The organism is Ruegeria sp. CDSB013 (genome assembly GCF_059611165.1).
The window spans coordinates 127,333-150,372 of record NZ_JBXWPA010000009.1; the positions used below are offsets into that span (position 1 = coordinate 127,333).

Below are 23,040 nucleotides of genomic sequence, written 5' to 3' on the forward strand. Positions count from 1 at the left end.
CTCCTGTCAAGACGACGTCTAACCGGGCGTCACACCGCAATTTGGAACGAATATGAAGAACATTCTTGTCACTGGCGGTGCCGGGTTCATTGGATCTCATGCCTGTAAGGCGCTTTCTCAAGCTGGTTACACGCCTGTGACCTTCGACAATCTGGTCACTGGCTGGCAGGATGCGGTGAAGTTCGGTCCGTTCGAACAGGGCGATCTGTTGGATCGTGCCCGGCTGGATGAGGTCTTTGCCAAATACGAGCCCTTGGCCGTGATGCATTTTGCCGCCCTCAGCCAAGTGGGTGAGGCCATGTCCGAGCCTGGCAAATACTGGTCCAACAACGTGACCGGTTCGCTGAATTTGATCGAAGCCACGGTGGCCGCCGGATGTGAGAACTTTGTATTCTCCTCCACCTGCGCCACCTATGGCGAGCATGACAATGTGGTGCTGGACGAAGACACGCCGCAACTGCCGCTGAACGCATACGGCGCCTCAAAACGTGCCATCGAAGATATCCTGCGCGATTTCGAGACCGCGCACGGGCTGAACCACGTGATCTTCCGGTATTTCAACGTGGCCGGTGCCGACCCCGATGGCGAGGTGGGTGAGTTCCACCGCCCGGAAACCCACCTTGTGCCTCTGATGCTGGATGCCATCGACGGCAAGCGCGACGGATTGACGGTATTCGGGACGGACTACGACACACCAGACGGCACCTGCATCCGCGATTATGTACACGTTTGCGATCTGGTCGACGCCCATGTCTTGGGGCTGAACTGGCTGGAGCAAGACAAGGGCAGCCGCGTGTTCAACCTTGGCACCGGGTCGGGGTTTTCGGTGATGGATGTGATCAGCCATTCCAAGGCCGTCACCAACCGCGACGTGCCTTTCGCGATCGGACCGCGTCGAGCGGGCGATTGCACCAAGCTGGTATCCGGTTCTGTTCGTGCGGGTAACGAGCTTGGCTGGTCCCCGGAAAGATCAACGTTAGAGACAATGATTGCCGATGCATGGCGCTGGCATCAGAACGGCCATTACGAAAAATGAGCTTATTGTGACTGGTACAGGGGAAGATACGCTTCCGCCCATCTCATGGGTGCAAATGTACAAGTTGCGGCTAAAACGACAGCGGTTGTTGTGGCGGTCCTTTCGCAGCCGCCATCAATTGTCTTGCCTGAACGACCGCACGGCGAACATCAAAGCCGGTGGCATTCTGGCGTTCACCACACTGCGCAATGAAATCACCCGCCTGCCCTGGTTCCTGCGCCATTATCGTGCATTGGGGGTTGATCACTTTCTGATCGTCGACAATGACAGTGACGATGGCTCGGTGCCCTTTCTCAAGGAACAGCCGGACGTGTCACTGTGGCAGACCCGGGACAGCTATCGCATGTCGCGCTATGGGCTGGATTGGCTGACCTGGCTGCAAATGCGCTATGGGCACGACCACTGGACCCTGATGGTCGACGCGGATGAGTTGCTGATCTACCCCGATCATGGCACCCGGCCCCTACCCGACCTGACGAAATGGCTGGATGATCAGGGACGTGTGGCATTCGGCGCGCTGATGCTGGATCTTTATCCCAATGGCCCGCTGGGGGAACAAGGCTACGATCCTGAAACCGACCCGACCGACGTGGTGAGGTGGTTTGATGCCGCCCCCTACCGGGCACAAAGGCAAAGCCCGCTGGGCAACCTTTGGGTACAGGGCGGCGCGCGCGAGCGCATGTTTTTTGCCGACACCCCGCGCCGATCTCCGACGCTGAACAAAATCCCACTGGTCCGGTGGTCGCGGCGCTACGCCTATGTGAATTCGTGCCATTCCGCATTGCCACGCTACTTGAACGCCAGTTACGGAGGGCCCGGCGACACAGCGTCATCTGGTGTCTTGTTACACACAAAATTCCTGCCCGAAGTTGTGGAAAAATCAAAGATCGAGAAAGAGCGCCGGCAACACTTTCACGATCCTGAACAGTTTGCAGACTACTATGACGGCATCATGGAACACCCTGTCATGTGGACGCCTGATTCCAAGCGATACACTGGTTGGGAATCTTTGCAGCAGCTGGGCCTGATGGGAATAATTGACTGGTAAAGTCACAACTCGAACTAACGGTTTTTAAAGTCGTTGCTTCGAAAGATGGAAAAATGGCATAAAACGGCAATTGTCCGGTACCACTCTGGCTTGTACAGCCTCCGGGCACGCTCGCGTAAATAACAAAGGTTGGGCAGTCGCGTGGGCCTATTGGATTCATACCGAATGAGATTGCGGCGCAAGCGCCGTATCCTGCGCTGTCTTCGAAAGCGGCACGACCTTATTCCCGTTTCCGTAAATACAAATTCGATAAAACGGAAAGACGTCCTGCTGGTCAGCGTCATACGGAATGAGAAAATCCGCCTGCCATATTTTCTGGCCTACTACCGGCAGCTGGGCATAAACCATTTTCTGTTCGTTGATAACGCCAGCAATGACGGGTCACTTGAATATCTGGCGGGTCAATCCGACGTCTCGGTCTGGCGAGCCGATGCAAGCTATAAGCGTGCGTCGTTTGGGGTGGACTGGACAAACTACCTGCTGCGCAAATATGCACACCGCCACTGGGTTCTGACCGTCGATCCGGACGAATTCTTCATCTATCCATTCTGCGATACCCGGCCGATCCGTGCCCTGACCGACTGGCTGGACGGCTGCGCCGTGCGCAGCTTCAGTGCAATGCTGATCGACATGTATCCCGAAGGACCAGTCGAAGACGCCATCTATTCTGAGGGACAAAACCCGTTCGAAATCGCCAAATGGTTTGATGCAGGCAATTATACGATCACAAAGAACCCGACCTACGGGAATCTCTGGATTCAAGGCGGACCCCGCGCGCGTGTGTTCTTTAAGGACACGCCGAAAAAAGCGCCTGCGCTAAACAAGATACCATTGGTGAAATGGGACAAGCGCTATGTCTATGTCAGCTCGACCCATGCGCTGCTTCCACGCGGATTGAACCAGGTGTTTGATGAATGGGGTGGCGAAAAAACAAGCGGTGCGTTGTTGCACGCCAAACTTATCAGCACATTGGGCGAGAAGGCCCAGGAAGAGATGGAGCGCGGCCAGCATTACCGCAGCTCTGACGAATATCGCGCCTATGCCGAACATCTGGCAGACATGCCCGAGTTTTGGTGCGACAAATCCGAAGCCTACATCAACTGGCGACAGCTTGAGATTCTGGGCCTCATGTCGAAAGGAAACTGGGCATGAGCGATCTGGGCATCATTATGCTGGTTCACACCGCGCTGAACCGGGCCGGCCAAGTGGCTCGACACTGGACCTCTTCGGGGTGCCCGGTGGTGATCCATGTGGATCGCAAAGTGCCAAACAAGGTCTATGCGGAATTCGTTGCCGCCTGTGCGAATGACCCGCTGATCCGGTTTTCTGACCGTCATGTCTGCAACTGGGGTGGGTGGGGAATCGTTGCCGCCTCGCAATCTGCCGCCACGCTGATGCTTGAGACGTTTCCAGATGTCCGCCATGTTTTCCTGACTTCGGGCTCCTGCCTTCCGTTGCGGCCAGTGGATGAACTGGTCAACTACCTCGCGGACCGGCCACGCGTGGATTTCATCGAAAGCGCCACAACCTCTGATGTAAGCTGGACTATGGGGGGCTTGGATCAGGAACGCTTTACCCTGAGGTTTCCGTTCTCGTGGCGCAAGAACCGCAAACTGTTCGATGCCTATGTGAAACTGCAGCGCGCATTGCGCATTCGACGCTACATACCCGAAGGGTTGGTGCCGCATATGGGTAGTCAATGGTGGTGCCTGACCCGCCAAACCCTGTCAGCCATATTGCAAGATCCAAAACGCGAGACCTATGACCGGTATTTCCGGCGCGTCTGGATTCCCGACGAAAGTTACTTCCAGACGCTGGCGCGCCTGTATTCCACCCATATCGAAAGTCGGTCTCTGACCCTGTCCAAATTCGACTATCAGGGTCGTCCGCATATTTTCTATGACGATCACCTGCAGCTGCTGCGCAGATCCGACTGTTTTGTTGCCCGCAAAGCCTGGCCCAACGCGGATCGACTGTATCAGGCCTTTTTGACCGATCAGGCCGGCGCCATGAAACCCACAGAACCCAACCCAAGCAAAATTGACCGGGTGTTTTCCAAAGCGGTCGAACGGCGCACACGTGGGCGTGACGGGTTGTACATGCAAAGCCGGTTTCCACGGCACGGCAACGAAAACGGGCTGACGTCCTCTCCGTATTCGGTTTTTCAGGGCTTTTCCGAAGTGTTCGAAGATTTTGAACCCTGGTTGAGCAACATCACTGGCGCGCGTGTCCACGGGCATCTGTTTGACCCGAAGCGCGCTGAATTCGCCGGCGGAGAAACCATCGTCAACGGCGGCCTCAGCGATTGCGCAAAGCTGCGGGATTACAACCCAACGGCTTTCCTTTCGAACCTGATATGGAACACGCGTGGCGAAAAACAGTGTTTTCAGTTCGGCCCCGCTGACACGCAAGAGATCAACTGGCTCTTGGCTCGGGACAAGAATGCGCTGATTTCCGTCATAACCGGCGCCTGGGCAATCCCGCTGTTTAGGTCAAACCTGAACTTTGCCGATATCCGCGCCGAGGCCGCCCGGCTGCAGCAGATCGAAACCAAACAACTGGAAATCCTTTCTTCTGTCTGGACCAAGGCGCGGGTTCGCAGGTGGACGTTGGCAGAATTCGTTGAATCTCCGGTCGAGCCTTTACAGACCGCGGTCGAGGATACCGGAACCACCCAAACCAGCCACCTGACCGAAGCGCCAAAAATGGTGGATCTGTCCGGGTTTGGCCAGTTCCTGCAAAACCTGAAGAACCAGGGCATGCACCCTTATCTCATGGGCGATTTCCCACCGGACGACAGCTTTGCGGACCGGGTCCGGCCATATCGAAAACCCTATCTGGTGCAGTAAAGCTAAATGACGCCCCAATTTGACTATTTCATCATTCTTGCAGCCATGCGGACCGGGTCCAACCTGCTTGAGGCAAACCTGAACGCCATCGAAGGGGTCACCAGCTATGGCGAGGCGTTCAATCCCCATTTCATCGGGCGCCTGAAATCCGACACTCTGCTGGGCATCTCGGTGGAAGAGCGGGATCGTGACCCTTCCGCATTGCTTGAGGCGATCCGGCGGGCACCAGGGGAACTGAACGGGTTTCGCCTTTTTCAGGGACATGATTCTCGTGTGTTAGAGCCTGCTTTGGGCGATCCACGTTGCGCCAAGATCATTCTGACCCGAAACCCTCTGGACAGTTTCATCTCGTTGAAAATAGCGCGCGAAACCAAGCAGTGGCAGCTGAAAAACATCAAGCGTCGTCGCGAAGCACAGGTTGAGTTCGATGCCGAAGCGTTCATGAAATACCTGAACCGGCAGCATGAATACCACCTGATGCTGGCGCAGCGTTTGCAGCAAAGCGGCCAGACCCCATTTTACATTGCCTATGAAGACCTGAACCAAGTGCACCTGTTGAATGGTCTTGCCGCCTGGCTGGGTGTGTCCGGCAGGCTGTCGGCGATCGACGAAACACTCAAACCGCAAAACCCCGAGCCTGCGCTGGCAAAGGTGACGAACCCCGACGAAATGGAGCAGGCGTTGTCACAGATCGACAGCTTCAACCTGCACAGCACTCCGAATTTCGAACCACGCCGACGCCCCTTGGTGGCGAACTACGTTGCCGCACCAAAGACGCCACTGATGTACATGCCCATCCGCGGGGGAATGGAAAGCCCGGTAACAAGGTGGATGGCCGCACTGGACCAAGTTGATGTCGAACAATTGCTCACCAACCAGAACAGAAAACGGACGCGTCAGTGGTTTTTATCCAATCCCGGGCATCGAAAGTTCGCCGTGCTACAACACCCAATGGCCCGCGCGCATCGCGCTTTTTGCAGACATATCCTCAACACAGGTTCCGATGCGTATCCGAAAATCCGACACGTCCTGCGCAACCGGCTAAAGATTCCGATCCCCGGACAATTGCGCGATGGCAATTACCCAGTTGAGCAGCATTACGAGGCGTTTTCAGCGTTCCTGACATTCCTGCGTCAAAACCTTGCCCAACAGACCGCCATACGCGTGGATGCGGCATGGTGCAGTCAGTCGCAGGCCATTGAGGGGATGGCGTCCTTCGCATTGCCCGACCTGATCCTGAGGGAGGATGAGGTCACAACCGCCCTGCCCGATCTGGCGCGCCGGATGGGGCACAGCACACCGCCCCTACCCGAACTCAGCGAACCGGATACACCGTTTACCTTGGCCGAGATTTATGACGACAAACTGGAAACGCTGGCCGCCCAGGCGTACCAGCGTGACTATATGCAGTTCGGATTTGGGCCCTGGAAACCGATTAGGGACGCAGAGTAATCAGCGTGCCCCGGTTTACCATCGAATAGATCTCTTCGATCTCGTCATTCTTGACGGCGATGCAACCTGCGGTCCAATCCGACGTCTTTTTAGCGCGCTTACGCTCTTTGCGACGGTTCGGTTGTCCGTGGATAAAGATATCGCCGCCGGGATCAACACCCATGGCCTTCGCCTTCGCGACATCCTCAGAATTCGGGTACGAGATCCCCAGCGACAAATGATAGCGGCTATTTGGATTGTGCCGATCAATCAGATAGCTGCCTTCCGGCGTACGCCCATCACCGCGCTTGGCTTTGGTGCCGTTGGGCGCAAATCCAAGATCAACCTTGTATTCTTTCAGGATCTTATCATTGTGCAGAAGATATAGTTTCCGTGAGCCCTTGTTGATGACCAGAGAGGTCACTTCGGGTCCGTTGTAAGTTAGAATTCTGGGGTTGGCCGAGGCACAAGCTGAGAGGCTCAGCGTTGCCATTGCACCCAATCCAAATGCTCGACGATCCATGTTCACTGCCTGCTGCTTTTTTTTCTGTATTATGCCAGAAAATGTGAAAACTGAAATCACTTTTTGATGTTTTGCTGCTCTGTCAGGCGACGCTCGATGCTTTCAAGCCGCTCCAGCACTTCGTCACGATAGGCATCGGTTTTGACTTCGTCCTCGGCATGGTGCGCATCCTGCATCGAATTCACGATCAGACCGACCAGCAGGTTTACCACCGCAAAAGTGGTCACCATGATGAACGGCACAAAGAACAGCCAAGCGTAAGGATATATCTCCATCACCGGGCGCACGATCCCCATGGACCAGCTTTCCAGCGTCATGATCTGGAACAGCGTATAGGCCGAAAGACCCAGATCACCGAACCAGTCCGGGAAGGTCTGCGAGAACAGCTTGGTCGAAATCACCGCGCCGATGTAAAACAGGATCGCCATAAGAAGGAATACGCTGGCCATGCCCGGCAAGGCCGAAATGAACCCTTCGACCACGCGGCGCAGGCGCGGCGCCACCGAGATGACACGCAGAACCCGCAAAATCCGCAATGCACGTAGCACCGACAGACCGGACCCACCTGGCACAAGAGCAATGCCGACAATCACGAAATCAAAGACGTTCCAGCCGTTGGTGAAAAACCTGCGCCCGGTTGCCAGTAGCTTTATCGCAATTTCAACAACGAAAATGGTCAGGCAAAGGCTGTCCAGAGTCACGATCAACGGACCTGCAGTTTCCATCAGGGTGGGTGATGTCTCCATCCCCAGCAGCACCGCATTGAAGATGATGACACCGGTAATGAACTTCCCGAAAGCTGGTGCTTCGATAAGGGTCAGCAGGCGTTGGGTGATCCCCATTCGGGTGGTCTCCTGTAAATCTTAAGGGTTCAGGGTGAACCGTGCGGCAAGTTCGGTGTGTGACGACCATCGAAATTGGTCAACAACCTGTACCCATTCAAGGGTGTAGCCCGCATAAACAAGAATTTTCGCATCGCGGGCGAAGGTCACCGGGTTGCAGGACACATAAGCAATCACTGGGCGCAGGGCCCGCGCCAGTTCGGTCACTTGCGCCTCGGCTCCGGCGCGTGGCGGGTCGATCACCGCTGCATCGAAAGACTTTAGTTCATCCGGCATAAGCGGCCGCCGGAACAGGTCCCGTGCCTCGGTCGTGATCCGTTTGAGGCCCTGCGCCCTGCGCCACCCCTGATCCAGCGCTTGCGTCATCGCTGCTTCGCCCTCGACGGCGTGAACCTCGGCCCCCTCTGCCAGGGGCAAAGAGAATGTGCCGCTGCCAGCGAACAGATCCACAATGCGCTTGGATGCACCCACAGCTTCGGAAACGGCCTTTAATAGAGCCTGCTCTCCGTCTTTTGTCGCTTGTAGAAACGCGCCAGGCGGCGGAACAACATCTGCCTGACCAAAACGCTGGACGGGTGGCTGGCGCATGGCGATCACTTCACCGTCCCAGCTAAGCCGGGCAAGACCGTGTTTCTCGGTCGCTTGTGCCAAAGATAGCTCAAGCGGGCCGTCCAGCGGTTTGCCGCCTTTGACCGCCACATCAAGCCCGGATTCGGACAAGGTTAGCGTCACCGCCAACACGCCTTTACGGCTACCACCCAGAATCGCCAATGCTTCGGCAACCGGAATGGCCGCGATCAGGGCAGGGTCGAGCAAATGGCAATCCGGGATCTCGGTGATCGTGTCAGATGCACGGCCATGGAACCCGGCCAGAGTGCCCTTTTTAGTCCGTCGTACCGCGATCGTCGCGCGACGGCGGGACCGTTCTGTTGACGTATGGATCGGGCGCATCGACGCCTCCAACCCCTGCGCGGCCAGCGCGGTACGCACCACTTCGACCTTCCAATCCGCAACGAATCCAACTGCAGCGTGCTGCAACTGGCATCCACCACAGGATTTGTAGTGACGACACGGTGCCTTGACCCGCTGATCCGAGGGTGTCTCGACGCGAATATCTGTCAGAAACTGGCCCATCAGCGTGCCGCTGACGACCTCACCCGGCAAGGTACGCGGAGCGTAAACAGGGCCATCAGCGATGCCGTCGCCCTGATGGCCAAGGCGGGTAATGGTGTAGGTTTGCGTCATGAGGGCCTGATACCGGGGCTTGGCCCGCAACAAAACCCTTATTCCGCTGCCTCGGCCTGAATGAACCCACCGGATTGGCGATGCCAGAACCGGGCATATAGCCCGCCCTGGTCCAACATCGCGTCATGGGTGCCGGTTTCAACGACACGTCCCTGGTCCAGGACAATAATCCGGTCCATCTCGCTGAGCGTGGACAGACGGTGCGCAATAGCCAGAACCGTCTTGCCTTGCATAACCCGATGCAACGCCGTCTGGATCGAGGCCTCAACCTCAGAATCCAGCGCCGAAGTTGCCTCATCCAGCACCAATATAGGCGCATCCTTGAGGATGGCGCGCGCCAGAGCGATCCGCTGACGCTGACCACCGCTAAGCTTCACTCCGCGCTCGCCCAGATGTGCGTCATAGCCGGTGCGACCATGGGCATCCTGAAGGCTAAGGATGAATTCATGCGCTTCGGCCTTTTTGGCCGCCTCGATCATTTCCTCTTCCGAGGCGTCTGGGCGACCGTAAAGAATGTTCTCACGCGCCGACCGGTTGAACATCGCGGTTTCCTGCGTGACCATGCCGATCTGACGGCGCAAGCTATCCTGCGTCACTCCGGAAATATCCTGACCATCAATCAGGATCGCGCCCTTTTCACCGTCGTAAAGACGCAACAGCAACGAAACCAAGGTTGATTTCCCCGCCCCCGAAGCGCCGACTATGCCCAGTTTCTCGCCGGGGTGCACGGTCATGTTCAGGCCTGATACACCACCAACATCCCGACCGTAGGCAAAGCTGACATGGTCAAAGGTGATCTGGCCTTCGGGCACGGACAACTCCGCCGCGCCCGTTTGATCCTCAACCCGTTCACGCTTGGCCAGCGTATTCATGCCGTTCTCGATCTCGCCAACATTGGCGTAAAGACCCATGAGGGTGAAACTTACCCAGCCTGTCATTTGGGCAATTCGGATGGAAATGGCACCTGCGGCCACAATGTCACCGGCTGTCGCAGACCCCGCTTGCCACAGCCACAGCGTTGCACCTATCAGCAAAACCGGCAGAACCCCGGCCAACAGCATCAAGATAAAGCGGAAACTGGCCGACAGGCTTCCGAACGCCAACATCTTTTCTCGCAGATCAACCATGGAATTCCGCGCGGCCTGATCTTCGAAGTCAGAGTGGGCAAACAGTTTAACGGTTTTGATATTGGTGATCGTGTCGACGACTTGCCCGGACACCATCGCGCGAGCGCCTGCCCGCGCCGCTGAGCGTTTACGGATGCGCGGCAGATACCAACGGACAAGCAGGAAATACACAACCAGCCAAGCCGCAAATGGCAGCATAACCAGCGGATGAATAGACCCTAACAAAAGCAATGAGCCCGCCAGCGAGGCCAAGGCAAACACGATCGCACTGATCGTCTCGGACACGACCGACGCCATCGCGTTGGATGTTTGCATCTGCTTTTGCGCGATCCGCCCGGCAAAATCGTCGTCGAAATATGTGACCGACTGACCCAGCGTCCACCGGTTCAGCTTGGCCAGAACCAACGGCGTGATGTTGGGCATGACGATATAGTTGTTGGTCAACGACGAAAGCCCGAACAGGGCTGGCCGCAGCAGCATGAAAAATGCAACGACCCCAAGGATCATCCAGACGTTACTGGCGGTCAAAAAGTTCTCAGGCCCGCTTGTGGTTGCTGCGTCAATGACCAGACCCAGCATCCACGCCGTGCCCGCCTCCATCGCACCCGCGGTGGCCGAGAAAAACGCCGCGACGAATATCATTGGCCATGCACCCGACAGGCACCAGCGAATGAACGCCCCCAGCGTTTGCGGCGGGGGCGTTTCGATGTTCTTGAACGGGTTTATGAGGTCGGCAATCCTCATTCAGCGGCCTCCGGGTTCAGGAAGCCCCCAGATTGCCGTGCCCAGAACTTGGCGTAAAGCCCACCTTGCGCCAGCAGTTCTGAATGCCCGCCCTGTTCAACGATCCGACCACCATCCATGACCAGAATACGGTCCATCTGCGCGATGGTGCTCAGCCGGTGGGCAATGGCGATCACGGTTTTTCCTTGCATCATACCGTAGAGAGTTTCCTGAATTGATGCTTCGACCTCGGAATCTAGAGCGGATGTCGCCTCGTCCAACAGCAAAATTGGTGCGTCCTTCAGGATCACCCGCGCCAGCGTCACGCGCTGCCGCTGACCACCGGACAGCTTCACACCCCGCTCGCCCACATGCGCATCATACCCCGTGCGCCCTTCTGGGTCTTGCAAATCAAGGATGAACTCATGCGCCTCAGCCTGTTTGGCGGCGGCGATCATCTGTTCTTCGGTGGCATCGGGGCGACCATAGAGGATGTTGTCACGCACCGACCGATGCAACAGGGCGCTGTCCTGCTGAACCATACCGATATGGCTGCGCAAACTGTCCTGCGTGACCCTGGAAATGTCCTGATCGTCAATCAGGATCGCACCTTGCTCAACGTCGTAAAACCGCAAAAGCAGCTTAACTAGGGTCGATTTTCCCGCACCGGACCGCCCGATTAGACCGATCTTTTCGCCAGGATTGAGGGTCAGATTGATGTGATCCAGCCCGCCGGTCTTGCGACCGTAATGGTGCGACAGATCGCGAATTTCGATCTGGCCCTTGTTCAGCTGCAAGGACTTAGCGTCCGGCATATCCAGCAGGTCAACGGGCTGGGCAATTGTTTGCATGCCCTCTGCCACGACACCAAGCTGGCGGAAGAAGCTGGTCAACGCCCACATGATCCATCCAGTCATCGCGTTCAGTCGCAGGGTCAAGGCAGTCGCCGCCGCAACGACACCCACAGATGCGCTCCCTTGCATCCAAAGGGAAATGGCCCAACCAACCACGCCGACGATCAGCAAACCGTTCAGAGCGACCAGTACCGCATCCATTATGGTGAAAATCCGCATTTCGACCTGAAAGGTACGACGCGTTTCTTCAATGGCTTCGCGGGCATAGTCCAACTCTTGTTCGTTATGGGCGAACATCTTGACCGAATGGATGTTGGTATAGCTGTCCACCACCCGACCCGTCACAGCCGAGCGCGCATCGGACGCAGCCTGCGAAGCCGGACCGACCCTTTTCACCGTCCAGCGCACCAGAATGGCGTAAAGCGCAAACCAGATCAGCAGCGGCAACAGCAACCGTGGATCCGCCGCCATCAACAGGATCGCCGCGCCAATCAGATAGGCGATCGAAAATGAGATGGCGTCAAACACCTGAAACACGGCCTCGCCTGCGGCAGGTGGCGTCTGCATGATCCGATTGGCAATGCGTCCGGCAAAGTCATTTTCGAACCACCCCACCGATTGTCGCAGAACATGTTTGTGGGCACGCCAGCGGATCAGGGTGCCAAAGTTCGGCAGGATCGTGTTGTTTAACAACAGCACATCCACGACATGCAGCATCGGGCGCAGCAGCAGCACAAACGCCGCCACCAAGATAAATTCGGTGCCGTGGTTCTGCCAGACCTCGGCCGGAGGGCCCGACAGCAGGTCAACCACTCGGCCCATGTAGTAAATCAGGCCAACTTCAACCGCCGCAACAACGACGGAAATCAAACCAGCCCAGAAGAACACCCGCATGAACGGTTGCGAGTAGTCCAGCATGAACGGCCACAACCGCGTCGGCGGTGTGTCGGTTTCCTTATAGGCAACAAAAGGGTCAACGAGGTTTTCGAAATAGCGAAACATGGAGAGTGCTCCGATTGAGCAGAAAATTAGTCATGCGAAGAAAGATGGCGTCAGAACACCACCCTTACGGGTCAAAGTGTTCCAGCCTTAGCTGTCCCAGATCCCGTAATACATTCGCATCCCTCCATTCATGTGACAGGGGCAAGTAACCATAAACTTATTTGCTTGTCATCCCCTTTTGAGACTTCCTTTATTCGCCCAGCAGGTCTTCGCGGCCCAGCATGAAACCCGACGCAATCCACTGCGCCTCAAGCTCAGCCAGTTTCTTGCCCAGCGCGGGGCCGGTGAATTCAGGGATCAGATCTGTTGCCTTGATCGGAAAGATCGCAGCAGCACCTGCGTGAAGATCGCGTTTGATAGTGTCTGACCAGGGCTGCTCCAGAAAGGCACAGCGCAAAAGCGATTCATGCAGCCCGTCTGTTTCGCCGTACCGAAACCCCAATTCGGCAAAGCTGGCCGGGCTGGATGCTTCATCGCGCATTCGGGTCAGGCGCTGCAATTGTGCGCGACTCAGACGCAGCGATTTCGCGACCTCAGGTGGCGCAATGGCCGCCAGCCGCCGCACCGGTTCCGGATCGGCGCCGGCCTGCTGTTCCAACGCGATCAACGGTGCCAATGCACGATCATCTGCGCCCGGCAATAGCTGCACCATAACTCCGGCGCTGCGCATCGCGGCAACGGAGGGCGCGGGATCAGGTGCCCCCAACAGTTTCAATAGCTCGGCCCCGACGCGTTCGCGGGATAAACCCGCCAGACCGTCCAGGTTGGACGCAATGGCCGCCAGAGCGTCGGGATTAAACCCAGCCTCGGCATCCCCATACCAGGCGTGAAAGCGGAAATAGCGCAACGACCGCAGGTAATCCTCACGAATTCGGTTCGCAGCAGTGCCGATAAACCGGACGCGACGCGCCTGCAGATCAGGCAAGCCATTCAAAGGGTCCAGAACGATACCGTCAGGCCTCGCATAGATCGCATTCATCGTGAAATCGCGACGTGCGGCATCCTCTTCGACTTTGTCCGAAAAGGCGACGACAGCGCGACGGCCATCCGTTTCAACATCACGGCGAAAGGTGGTGATCTCATGCGGGATACCCTGACTAACCACGGTGATTGTGCCGTGATCAATCCCGGTGGGAATGGCCTTAAGCCCTGCTTTCTGCGCCAGCTCGACCACTTTTTCAGGCCGCGCGTCGGTGGCGATGTCGATATCCGATACCGGAGATCCCAATAGCGCGTTGCGCACGCATCCGCCGACAAACAGAGCCTGGAAACCGGCACCGGTCAGGGCGGAGCAGACCCGTTGCGTTGCAGGTTCGGACACCCAGTCTTCTGTGATGTGAGTCATTCGTTAATCCGTGCTGCCAATCCCCGCAAAATTCGGGCTGTTGCACCCCAGATGTAATAGGGGCCGAAAGGTACCGTGAAATAATACCGCCTTTGTCCGCGCCAGCGACGCGATTCAACGATATAATTCGCAGGGTTGAGCACATGTGCAAGCGGAACTGAAAACACCTCGGCCACTTCGCCCGGTTCCGGTACCGGTTGGAAGGGTTCCCGCAGGATCGCCACCACAGGTGTGACCGTGAAGGAGGTCACCGTTTCATGTGTCGGTAAGTGGCCAAGAATTTCCGGCATTTCCTGCGGCAGGCCGATTTCTTCGCGCGCCTCACGCAGTGCGGTGGCGGTTACGTCCGCATCGCCGCTATCCTGCTTGCCGCCTGGAAACGCTATCTGCCCCGGGTGATGCTTGAGCGCCGAGGATCGCTTGGTCAAAATCAAGCGCGGGGCGCCATCTGCGACTGAAATCGGAACCAAAACGCCCGCGGGGCGCAGTTTACGACCCTCAGGCAGGACAAAATCAGGGTTCAGGTCGAAATCGCTTGAACCTTCACCGGGGCGGCACAAGGCCGCCCGCAGCTGATTAGTTGGATCAGGCGTTGTCCGCATCAAAACCAACCGTGGAAGGATCAAGCACGTAATGCGCACCGCAGAACTGGCAATCGGCGGTCACGTCACCCTCGGGCGTGGTCATCTTCTCGATGTCCTTTGCCGAATAAATCGACAGGCTTTGTCGCACACGATTTTCGGAACATGTGCACCCGAATTGCACCGACTGTGCATCGTAGACCCGCGGCTGTTCCTCATGAAACAGACGGATCAACAAATCCGTGGGTGCAATTGACGGGCCGATCAGCTCCAGGTCATCAACCGTGTCCAACAACACGTTGACGCGACCCCAGTTTTCGCCTTCTTCACCATCGACAAGGTCATTTGCAGTCAGGATGTTCCCCTCGCCCTCACCGGAGGCCACAAAGGGCGAGGCTTTGGGCATGTGCTGCAGCATGACCCCACCTGCACGCCAATGTTCGCCAACGCCTGGCTCGATCGATTTGCCAAAGCTCAGCGAAAACCGCGTCGGTAACTGTTCCGACTGGGCGAAATATGCCTCGGCACAGGCGCTAAGCGATCCACCGTCCAGGGGTGTGATGCCTTGATAAGGTTGGGTTCCCTCACCCTGATCAATCATGATGGCAAAATACCCCTCGCCCACCTGATCGAACGGCGCACCATCGGTCAGGCGATCACGGTCAAAGCTGGCATAGGCGCGAATGCGGGCGGGTTCCCCCTCTTGCTGAGGCGCATAATAGTCGGTCGCAATCATGCGCACCGGACCTTTGGACTGAACCTGCAGCGACAGCTTCCAGCGAAGCGCAACAGTCTGGCCGATCAATGCGGTCAGCAGGGCCATCTCGGCCACCAGCGCCTCGACCTTTTCTGGATAGTCATGCTGGCTCAGGATGCCATCAAGCACACCATCCAGACGGGCCACACGGCCGCGGATATCCGATACATCGAGTTGAAAGGGCAGGACGGTATCGTCCCACGCGATTTTTGTTCCAAGAGACATGGGGTTTCCTTACACGCCACAGGTTGGCATACCGCCAGCACATAGGTCGAACTATTCGGGTTTTAAGGGGCCATACATGATCAGACGGTTTGGTGAAACCCCTCAAGCTGGGCGAACATATACACGCCGGGTGGGTGTTTATGCATTGCTGCCCCGAGGTCGAAGCCTTTTGCTGACCTGTCAGACAGAACCCGGGCCTGATCTTCAATTGCCCGGCGGCGGAATTGATCCGGGCGAATCACCCATCACAGCCCTGCACCGAGAAGTGTTCGAAGAAACCGGCTGGTTGATCGCGTCGCCCCGCCGCATCGGCGCTTTTCGTCGGTTCACTTATATGCCCGAATACGATTTGTGGGCCGAAAAGCTGTGCCATATCTATCGCGCGCGTCCCATCCAGCGCATGGGTCCACCGTCTGAGCCGTTCCATGAAGCCTTATGGATGGACACCGCCGATGCGGTCCAATTGCTGGGCAATGACGGAGATCGCCACTTTGCCGCGCTGCATGAAAAGCGGCTTTAGTGACCGTTGTATTCAAAGAAAACAGCCGAAACATCATCATCCATACCCCGGCCAGGTGCCATCGCCTGTGTCAGCCGCCAGAACATATCGTCAAGGAACTCCGTTCCGTTTCGATCGGGCCCGCAATCCAGCGCCATCTGTCGTAAGCCATCCTCGTCCAGCAGGCCACCGTCGGCGAGACTGCATTCTGTGAACCCATCGGAATAAAGCAGTAGCCGGTCGCCGGGTTGCATGTAGAATTCGGTCCGCTGAAAGGTGACGTCCGGCAGCAATCCGATAGGCAACCCGCCCTCGCCCAGAAATTCAGTTCTGCCGTCCTGACACAACAACAGCGGATGAGGGTGCCCGGCCTGCACCATTTTCACATGCCCGTTGCGCAGGTCTACGATGGCATAAACCATCGTGAAATACTCTTCGATTCCTGTATCCGCCATCAGCCGCGAGTTCAGGGTTTCGGCAACCTCTTCCGGCGGCAGCAGAGCATAAAACTTGTCGAAACGCCGCGCCATCGCCACGTTCTGATCAAAGTGGTTGCTGGACAGATAGCCCCCCAAACGCGCGGTCATCATCGCAGATGTGATGCCATGCCCGGACACATCGATACTGTAAAAACCAAGCCTGTTCACACCCGGAGAGAACATCCCCACCAGATCGCCGCCGATATGACCGCAAGGTTTCAGCAACATGCTGACTCGGGACTTACCGAAATCGCGCGTCAGTTCGGGTACCAGCGATTCCTGTATCTTGCGTGCCTGGATGAGGTCCTTGTCGATCGCGTCATGGGCGACGCGCAGCTCCTCAAGCGCGGATTCGATCATCTGGTTTTTTTTAGACAGCTCGCGCTGCATATCCAGAATACGCGCACCGGCTGATATACGCGCCCGCAGTTCATCCGCCTCAAGCGGTTTAATCAGAAAATCATCCGCACCGGCATCCAGACCGCGCGCCACTTCTTGCTTTTCGCTTTTGGAGGTCAGCAGGATGAAATAGCTGTATTGCCTGTTGTCCAAGGCGCGGAACGCCTTGCAGAAATCCAGCCCGCTCATCCCCGGCATCACCCAATCGCTGAGGACAAGATCCGGCGGGTCCGCTGCGCACATTTCAATCGCAACATCGCCGCTATCGGCCTCAAGCACGTCAAAGCCCCATTTTTTGAGCGAGGCGACCAGAATACGGCGCTGCAGGCGGCTGTCATCGACGACAAGCACCTTTTGGATCACACCAAAATCCAGATCTGACCCACTGTCTGCCTGACTGACCCTTGTCACCTTAACCCTCTGCCCAGCGGCGCTTATCAGAATAGGAAGACCCTATCGCGCCGCAGTTTAACAATGGGTGAAAGCCGAAGTTCATTCCGCTTAACCTGCTCTTTACCGGTTCTGCGGTACCAAATCCCCTGGCAGATAAAGCGAGGATGGCATGATCAACTGGTCCAGGGTCCGGCAACTAAGGGACGAGGTTGGCGCCAGCGAATTTGAAGAGGTAGTGAACATCTTTCTTGATGAGGTGAACGAAGCCCTAGCCCGGCTTCGGAACGACACCGCCCGCACAGAGTTTGAACAAAACCTGCATTTCGTAAAAGGCAGCGCACTGAGCCTTGGGTTCGAGGCTTTGGCCAAGCTGTGTCAGGATGGGGAACGACAATCGGCGCAAGGGAACAGCCAGGTGGTCGACTTTGCCAATATCCTCAGTGTATTCGAACGCTCTGCCAGTGAATTCAAGACTGGGCTGGGCGATCTTTAACGGCCAAGGCCATTTTCGGGACCTTCAGGCGCAAGATTTTCACGGCAAACCCGTCCAACGAAGGGGATTTCTTGAAGTTGAACTCCAATCCTCGTTCTTGAGTCAAAAACCCAACGCCCATCTTTTTCAGGATTCGCAGCGCGTCCTGTCGGCACAGCTCCACGCCGTCCTTCATACCGCAGTTCTCTGCATGCGTGTCCTAGTTGGCGCGAACCGTGGCGTTCATTCCTGCGCGCGACTGTTCATTTTCTGCCGGGTATTAATACTCTGATCAGTGTCGAACAAAGAAAGAAACCCAGCTGAAGGCTTTCAAACAATGCATGTCAGTTCCAATTAGGCTTTCTGCGACAGCCCTAAACTGGCAGCGATAGTTTTTGCCGCCGCCAGAAAACTGTACTCCTGCACAACGTAGTGCGCGAAGTCTGCACGCTTGCGGCGTTTCGCAGCCGATTCCGTTTTTGCCTGCGTGATTAAGTCCGCCAACGGCAAGCCATCATCAAACATATAAATGAATTCCTCGAACCCATCAGGCAGGCCTTTTATTCTATCTGAAATCAGCGGGACTGCGCAGGCAAGTACATCGAACACCCGGTTGGAAATCAGACCATTCTCACGCATGGGGGGGCGGTGATCGTTCAGAACGACGCCCGCCGATCGGTATAGTTGACCCAACTGGAGGTTCGGAACGCTTGCAGCACGAAGGCGATCCGCGTTTAATTTTCTATCCCACCTGTCACCATAAACGTCGACAGGCAATTCCTCGGCCAATGCTTTTTGAATGACCGGCCGAACTTCCCATCTTCGGTAATTGTTGCCCACAAACAGCGTAGGACCACCATAGTCACGCTCGCCCGGGTAGAAAATGCGATGATCCGTTGCCTGAAAAAGAACGGAATCCTGAGGGCGAGTTTTGATTCCCTCGAAAAAGAGACGCGATGCAAAGAAGTTGGCTGTATGATTGTCGGCCTCTTTTGAGACCTCGCCCCGAATCATCTCGCTGATTAACCAACTGGCAGAGCCCTGTTTTGCTTCATACGGATACTTCAACTTACCGCGAATCAAAACGGCCGCTTCGTCGGCGTCAGATTTTGATGACCACTCGTTGTGGTCATCTACCCGCGCAGGAAGACCAATGTCGGAAAATGCGTCAGCAAGGCTGTGTGCATATATTTTTTCCCCCCAACTGTGCTGCTTGCCTTCTTGATAGGGTGATTTTACAGCAATCAGGACTGGGTCAGTTCTGCGCGATGTTGAGGATCTTTTTTTTTTGCCGGGGCAGATTTGACGGCACGCATGAAAGAACGCTCAAGCTGTGTGAAACGATCATATTCGTCATTCGTCAGCGTCAAACCAATGCCTTCCAAAACCATTCTTGCGGTGCCAAAAATTCTTGCTTGATTGTATGAAATCTTGGGCGATCCATGCATCATGACCTGCCTGACACCGCGCGCGATCACCCACCCCAATGGAATGTCTTGTTCTGCCCGCCATTCGACATCAATTTGCTTTAGCCCGCTGGGGGTTCTGATGAAATTGAATGGTGTAGCGTCGACATAAGAACCGTCGATGGTCCAGTCTTCACTTGAGTTGCTGTCCGCTGCTTGCGTGCACTGGGCTTTCAGATGCTCTGCCCAAGGCACAAAACTCCGCCAAAGACGGACGGGACGTGGGGTTCGGTGCATCTGGCGGATAATCTGGCCACCCTCACTGACGCCTGAAACGTATGGCGCGGAAGAGGTGTCGTGACAAATGGTGTAGGGGCCGACGTCAATTCTCCTGTCCGGCTCTGAGATTGCTGTCGTTTTTTGAACGGATATCTGACCTCTGCGGGGCACAAATGCGGTCTCGCAGGTAAATGCCAGGTGCCGTTTTCCGATGTTATGCGTGAACGCAAGTTTCGTGGCGTGTTTGAATTTCCGAGAGCTTGCAACGATCAGAAACGAGTTGGCGAACTCACCAAGAAGCCCGGCCTTGTTCAGAGTAGAGATGGCAAGACCGTCTGTGAATGCTGGCTCCCACTTTCGGCTGTAGTCGCGTGAACGGGTGCCCAGAAGCAGATCAGAGGAATTGAAGCCAGGAGCAATAAGGCCGGCCTCGGTAAGCAAAGTCTCACAAACTTTGTAATCTGGAAAAGCGTATTGGAATTCTTGATGTTCAAAACCTTTGTCAGACAGTAGGTTCGCTATTTCCCGCTTACTGAATGTTTCAGCTGAGCCCCCATCATACAAATCGTGGATTCCGTAGTAAGGGCTTCCCACGTGATCTTCTGACGCCCCGTTCCAGTACTTCAAACCAAGCTTGTTCTCGATCGCGATGACCATTTTACCGCCGGGCTTTAGGTGCCGCTTGGCCACTTCCAAATAAGAACCGAACGGGTCATTCTGGTCACCAAACAACGGCGCATACTCCAGCACGCCAATAAAGAGGACCCAATCGAATTTTTTATCGGACTGAAACTTGGTGAAATTGTCGACATAAAACTCGGCGTTCGGCAGGTCTTCGCATCGTTTTGATGCGGTTCGTGCACGCGAGACCGTTCCTTCGACGGATGTTAGATCCACGCCCTGCTCTGCCAGATACCTGGAAATGGCACCACAACCGCAACCTAGTTCCAGTACCGACTGGTTTTTCTTGAAGTCCAAGCCTTTCAGAACAAAGTGGCGCTTGGCCGAGAAATGGTATTCGGAAGCCCAATCCGTGATCAATGCGTCGATCTCGGATGAATTTACGGATCGGTCCTTACAGCTTGATACACCATTAAAGAGTCTATCCTCCTTCGCGACACCATCCGAATAGAGGATGTCTGCGGAATCGTTGCGAACCCAAATGTTGTGTTCGGCATCTTGTACGTATGTCATTTTGATCAAGCTATCTGAGGGTGTTGGTGGCTGCACACTATCCGGCAACCGGAGTTGTCTCTAGAGGGAATTTGGACAGAAGCGTTCCCATTCTGTTGACCTGCACCCACGCTGCCAAGCGAACGACGACACCACAATCCGGCCCGTGATCCAGCCGCCGTGGCGTTTGCGCCCGTCAGATCACGAACTGCGCCAGCGTTTCGTCTTCGGTAATGTCGGTATAGGTAAAGCCCGCATCATCAAGATGCGCGAACAGGCGCACAAAATTCTCAGGCTTTCGCGTTTCGATCCCGATCAGGACAGATCCGAAATTGCGGGCCGATTTTTTCATGTACTCAAAGCGGGCAATATCGTCCTCAGGACCTAGAATGCCCAGAAATTCCTTCAACGCGCCTGGACGTTGTGGCAGGCGGAGGATGAAGTATTTTTTGACGCCCGAATACCTCTGCGCCCGTTCCTTAACCTCGGGCAAGCGTTCGAAATCGAAATTGCCGCCCGAGGTGACGCACACCACGGTCTTACCACGAATGAAACTTTGCACGTCACCGACGGCTTCGACCGCCAGAGCACCCGCAGGTTCCAGTACGATGCCCTCGACGTTCAGCATTTCGATCATGGTGGTACAGATGCGATCTTCGGACAGCACGAGAACGTCAGACAGGTGGCGGGATTTCAACAGCTCAAATGGCTTTTCCCCAATCCGACCCACCGCCGCGCCATCGACAAACGTGTCCACGTGATCAAGAGCCACCGGATGACCCGCCGCCAATGCAGCACGCAGACAGGCGCCACCCGCCGGCTCCACAAATAGACAATGGGTGCGATCCCCGAACCACGTGGCCACGCCAGACGACATGCCACCACCACCCACTGGCAAGATGACATGATCGGGAACCTGTCCAAGCTGTTCCTCAATCTCAACCGCTAAGGAAGCCTGCCCTTCGATCACATCTTCATCGTCGAACGGCGACAGGAAATATCCACCTTGCTGGGCACACCAGTCCTGCGCCGCAGACAGAGTATCGTCAAAATAGTCTCCGGTCAGGTGGATCTCGATATTGTCGCCGCCGAAAATCCGGGTCTTCTGGATTTTCTGCTGCGGCGTCGTCACCGGCATAAAGATCACCCCCTTCACACCCAGATGCTTGCACATATAGGCCACACCCTGCGCGTGATTGCCTGCGCTGGCGCAGACGAACAGGTCCTGCCCCTGCTGCTTGCGCATGGCATTGAATGCGCCACGGATCTTGTAGGACCGCACCGGGCTTAGGTCCTCGCGCTTAAGCCAGATGTCCGCGCCATAGCGGTCGGACAGATGGGCGTTCCGCTGCAACGGCGTTGCTGGAAACACAGAGCGCATCGCCTGTTCGGCAGCGCGGGCGCGGGTCACGAAATCACTCATGACCCGTTCAGTGGCCTATCCCGACCAAAAGGGCAAGGAATACATATGTGTACGGCTCACGAGAGCTGGCGTCTTTCGATAAAGACGCCGTAGATCGTGGTCAGGATGCTGACATTGATCAATGGGACAACCAGCATGCTGGCAAACAACACGATCAGGACGCCGACTACCGGAACAAAGAGCAACAGCGACGCCAGCAGTTGAAGCAACAACTGGAGGAGAATGGATAAAATGACCAGAAGCACAATTGCACCGTTGGCACCCGAAGTTGCCTGCCAAGCCTCAGAAAGTTTTAGTGGTTTTCCGATGGCTGCGCCGGGCAAAATAGGGGATGCCCGATAAAACCCGATGGTGAGAAAGATTACCAAAGCCACCCAGACCAAAATTCCCAACGCTGCTGAAGCTTGCGCCATCATACCCATGATCAGCACCGCCGGTATCATGATTACAAAAGCTATGAGGCAAAGCATGAGAAGACGCCCGAAATAGGCGAGAACTCGGTCGAACCGGAAAAGTGGAACCAACCCGGTCGGGTATTCTTCAAGCAGAACAAACCGGTGCCACGACACGACAATCCAGAGCATAACCCCAAAGATAACCACCACTAAACACAACAGAAACCCCGCGAAGGAAACCGCTGTTACGCCTTCAGGGAAGCCGTTCGTTTCACTGTCGAATTCTTCAAAAGGGATGCCGAACAGAAAAAACAATCCGATGACCAGAAGCCCACCGATGAGCGCAGGCACAACTGAAATCTGCAGCGCTTGTTTAAGGTTCCTTAGAACCATTTTCACCGAATGCACCAAAATCTCTAGTCCCAGCACGAAAACCGCCCTCTCAACCAATCCTTGTTCTCTATCCGACCGTTTCACCCCAATTCCGGGCCTGCGTCAATCCACACAGCTTGCCCCCGCGTCCAAAACCCGCTA

The 23,040-nt window shown here is 56.0% G+C and carries 20 protein-coding genes; 7 read left to right on the forward strand and 13 right to left on the reverse strand.

Features of this window, described 5'->3' with window-relative positions; translation table 11 throughout:
- Positions 1-52 precede the first annotated feature (52 nt).
- The 5 genes from galE to AC2FJF_RS15925 all read left to right on the forward strand — a co-directional run bounded on the left by galE (position 53) and on the right by AC2FJF_RS15925 (position 6,385).
- Positions 53-1,036 (forward strand): UDP-glucose 4-epimerase GalE, encoded by a 984-nt coding sequence (gene galE / locus AC2FJF_RS15905; RefSeq protein WP_496726254.1) that lies wholly within the window; start codon positions 53-55, stop codon positions 1,034-1,036.
- A gap of 55 nt (positions 1,037-1,091) precedes the next feature.
- Entirely contained in the window at positions 1,092-2,084 is a 993-nt protein-coding gene (locus AC2FJF_RS15910) for a glycosyltransferase family 2 protein (RefSeq protein WP_496726315.1), read from the forward strand.
- Between the two features lie 165 nt (positions 2,085-2,249).
- The gene (locus AC2FJF_RS15915) at positions 2,250-3,236 is read left to right on the forward strand and encodes a glycosyltransferase family 2 protein (RefSeq protein WP_496726255.1); all 987 of its coding nucleotides are present in this window, start codon (positions 2,250-2,252) and stop codon (positions 3,234-3,236) included.
- Positions 3,233-4,933, forward strand: a complete 1,701-nt coding sequence (locus AC2FJF_RS15920) for a DUF5927 domain-containing protein (RefSeq protein ID WP_496726256.1) — start codon at positions 3,233-3,235, stop codon at positions 4,931-4,933. The genes AC2FJF_RS15915 and AC2FJF_RS15920 overlap by 4 nt, the downstream gene beginning before the upstream one ends.
- Before the next feature lie 6 nt (positions 4,934-4,939).
- A complete protein-coding gene (locus tag AC2FJF_RS15925) occupies positions 4,940-6,385 on the forward strand; it encodes a nodulation protein NodH (protein ID WP_496726257.1) in 1,446 nt (481 codons plus the stop codon).
- Here the strand turns inward: AC2FJF_RS15925 and AC2FJF_RS15930 are convergent.
- The 8 genes from AC2FJF_RS15930 to hslO form a co-directional block, all read right to left on the reverse strand.
- Positions 6,369-6,887, reverse strand: coding sequence for a L,D-transpeptidase family protein (locus AC2FJF_RS15930; protein WP_282153618.1), 519 nt, complete (start codon positions 6,885-6,887; stop codon positions 6,369-6,371). The two genes, AC2FJF_RS15925 and AC2FJF_RS15930, sit on opposite strands and share 17 nt — an antisense overlap.
- 56 nt (positions 6,888-6,943) lie before the next feature.
- Entirely contained in the window at positions 6,944-7,729 is a 786-nt protein-coding gene (locus tag AC2FJF_RS15935; RefSeq protein WP_496726258.1) for an ion transporter, read from the reverse strand.
- A 21-nt stretch (positions 7,730-7,750) separates the two neighbouring features.
- Entirely contained in the window at positions 7,751-8,974 is a 1,224-nt protein-coding gene (locus AC2FJF_RS15940; RefSeq protein ID WP_496726259.1) for a class I SAM-dependent RNA methyltransferase, read from the reverse strand.
- 38 nt (positions 8,975-9,012) lie between these two features.
- Positions 9,013-10,845 (reverse strand): ABC transporter ATP-binding protein, encoded by a 1,833-nt coding sequence (locus tag AC2FJF_RS15945; RefSeq protein ID WP_496726260.1) that lies wholly within the window; start codon positions 10,843-10,845, stop codon positions 9,013-9,015.
- Positions 10,842-12,680, reverse strand: coding sequence for an ABC transporter ATP-binding protein (locus AC2FJF_RS15950; protein ID WP_496726261.1), 1,839 nt, complete (start codon positions 12,678-12,680; stop codon positions 10,842-10,844). Before AC2FJF_RS15950 ends, AC2FJF_RS15945 begins: the two co-directional genes overlap by 4 nt.
- A 190-nt stretch (positions 12,681-12,870) precedes the next feature.
- Complete coding sequence (locus AC2FJF_RS15955) at positions 12,871-14,025, reverse strand: CCA tRNA nucleotidyltransferase (RefSeq protein ID WP_496726262.1); 1,155 nt, start codon at positions 14,023-14,025, stop codon at positions 12,871-12,873.
- Complete coding sequence (locus tag AC2FJF_RS15960) at positions 14,022-14,627, reverse strand: CoA pyrophosphatase (protein ID WP_496726263.1); 606 nt, start codon at positions 14,625-14,627, stop codon at positions 14,022-14,024. The genes AC2FJF_RS15955 and AC2FJF_RS15960 overlap by 4 nt, the downstream gene beginning before the upstream one ends.
- Positions 14,611-15,588, reverse strand: coding sequence for an Hsp33 family molecular chaperone HslO (gene hslO / locus AC2FJF_RS15965; protein ID WP_496726264.1), 978 nt, complete (start codon positions 15,586-15,588; stop codon positions 14,611-14,613). The genes AC2FJF_RS15960 and hslO overlap by 17 nt, the downstream gene beginning before the upstream one ends.
- A gap of 76 nt (positions 15,589-15,664) precedes the next feature.
- On the opposite strand from hslO, the gene AC2FJF_RS15970 reads away from it, so the two are divergent.
- Positions 15,665-16,108 carry an NUDIX hydrolase gene (locus tag AC2FJF_RS15970; RefSeq protein WP_496726265.1) on the forward strand — a complete coding sequence of 148 codons (444 nt, stop codon included), beginning with the start codon at positions 15,665-15,667 and terminating at the stop codon, positions 16,106-16,108.
- Here AC2FJF_RS15970 and AC2FJF_RS15975 read toward each other — a convergent pair.
- Positions 16,105-17,376, reverse strand: coding sequence for a PP2C family protein-serine/threonine phosphatase (locus AC2FJF_RS15975; protein ID WP_496726266.1), 1,272 nt, complete (start codon positions 17,374-17,376; stop codon positions 16,105-16,107). The genes AC2FJF_RS15970 and AC2FJF_RS15975 overlap by 4 nt on opposite strands.
- A gap of 151 nt (positions 17,377-17,527) precedes the next feature.
- Between AC2FJF_RS15975 and AC2FJF_RS15980 the strand changes: the two genes are divergently transcribed.
- Positions 17,528-17,851, forward strand: a complete 324-nt coding sequence (locus tag AC2FJF_RS15980) for an Hpt domain-containing protein (RefSeq protein WP_496726267.1) — start codon at positions 17,528-17,530, stop codon at positions 17,849-17,851.
- A gap of 333 nt (positions 17,852-18,184) precedes the next feature.
- On the opposite strand, the gene AC2FJF_RS15985 is transcribed toward AC2FJF_RS15980, so the two are convergent.
- The 4 genes from AC2FJF_RS15985 to AC2FJF_RS16000 form a co-directional block, all read right to left on the reverse strand.
- A complete protein-coding gene (locus AC2FJF_RS15985; RefSeq protein ID WP_496726268.1) occupies positions 18,185-18,913 on the reverse strand; it encodes a glycosyltransferase family protein in 729 nt (242 codons plus the stop codon).
- A 161-nt stretch (positions 18,914-19,074) separates the two neighbouring features.
- Positions 19,075-20,745, reverse strand: a complete 1,671-nt coding sequence (locus tag AC2FJF_RS15990; RefSeq protein WP_496726269.1) for an SAM-dependent methyltransferase — start codon at positions 20,743-20,745, stop codon at positions 19,075-19,077.
- A 139-nt stretch (positions 20,746-20,884) separates the two neighbouring features.
- On the reverse strand, positions 20,885-22,111 hold the full coding sequence (gene ilvA, locus AC2FJF_RS15995; RefSeq protein ID WP_496726270.1) for a threonine ammonia-lyase IlvA: 1,227 nt from the start codon (positions 22,109-22,111) through the stop codon (positions 20,885-20,887).
- 56 nt (positions 22,112-22,167) lie between these two features.
- A complete protein-coding gene (locus AC2FJF_RS16000; RefSeq protein WP_496726271.1) occupies positions 22,168-22,935 on the reverse strand; it encodes a hypothetical protein in 768 nt (255 codons plus the stop codon).
- Positions 22,936-23,040: the final 105 nt, after the last annotated feature.

Bases quoted from the DNA above. Each gene is read 5' to 3' on its own strand.
- galE (WP_496726254.1), top strand. From the start codon at position 53: ATGAAGAACATTCTTGTCACTGGCGGTGCCGGGTTCATTGGATCTCAT.
- AC2FJF_RS15910 (WP_496726315.1), top strand. From the start codon at position 1,092: ATGTACAAGTTGCGGCTAAAACGACAGCGGTTGTTGTGGCGGTCCTTT.
- AC2FJF_RS15915 (WP_496726255.1), top strand. From the start codon at position 2,250: ATGAGATTGCGGCGCAAGCGCCGTATCCTGCGCTGTCTTCGAAAGCGG.
- AC2FJF_RS15920 (WP_496726256.1), top strand. From the start codon at position 3,233: ATGAGCGATCTGGGCATCATTATGCTGGTTCACACCGCGCTGAACCGG.
- AC2FJF_RS15925 (WP_496726257.1), top strand. From the start codon at position 4,940: ATGACGCCCCAATTTGACTATTTCATCATTCTTGCAGCCATGCGGACC.
- AC2FJF_RS15930 (WP_282153618.1), bottom strand. From the start codon at position 6,887: ATGGATCGTCGAGCATTTGGATTGGGTGCAATGGCAACGCTGAGCCTC.
- AC2FJF_RS15935 (WP_496726258.1), bottom strand. From the start codon at position 7,729: ATGGGGATCACCCAACGCCTGCTGACCCTTATCGAAGCACCAGCTTTC.
- AC2FJF_RS15940 (WP_496726259.1), bottom strand. From the start codon at position 8,974: ATGACGCAAACCTACACCATTACCCGCCTTGGCCATCAGGGCGACGGC.
- AC2FJF_RS15945 (WP_496726260.1), bottom strand. From the start codon at position 10,845: ATGAGGATTGCCGACCTCATAAACCCGTTCAAGAACATCGAAACGCCC.
- AC2FJF_RS15950 (WP_496726261.1), bottom strand. From the start codon at position 12,680: ATGTTTCGCTATTTCGAAAACCTCGTTGACCCTTTTGTTGCCTATAAG.
- AC2FJF_RS15955 (WP_496726262.1), bottom strand. From the start codon at position 14,025: ATGACTCACATCACAGAAGACTGGGTGTCCGAACCTGCAACGCAACGG.
- AC2FJF_RS15960 (WP_496726263.1), bottom strand. From the start codon at position 14,627: ATGCGGACAACGCCTGATCCAACTAATCAGCTGCGGGCGGCCTTGTGC.
- hslO (WP_496726264.1), bottom strand. From the start codon at position 15,588: ATGTCTCTTGGAACAAAAATCGCGTGGGACGATACCGTCCTGCCCTTT.
- AC2FJF_RS15970 (WP_496726265.1), top strand. From the start codon at position 15,665: ATGATCAGACGGTTTGGTGAAACCCCTCAAGCTGGGCGAACATATACA.
- AC2FJF_RS15980 (WP_496726267.1), top strand. From the start codon at position 17,528: ATGATCAACTGGTCCAGGGTCCGGCAACTAAGGGACGAGGTTGGCGCC.
- ilvA (WP_496726270.1), bottom strand. From the start codon at position 22,111: ATGAGTGATTTCGTGACCCGCGCCCGCGCTGCCGAACAGGCGATGCGC.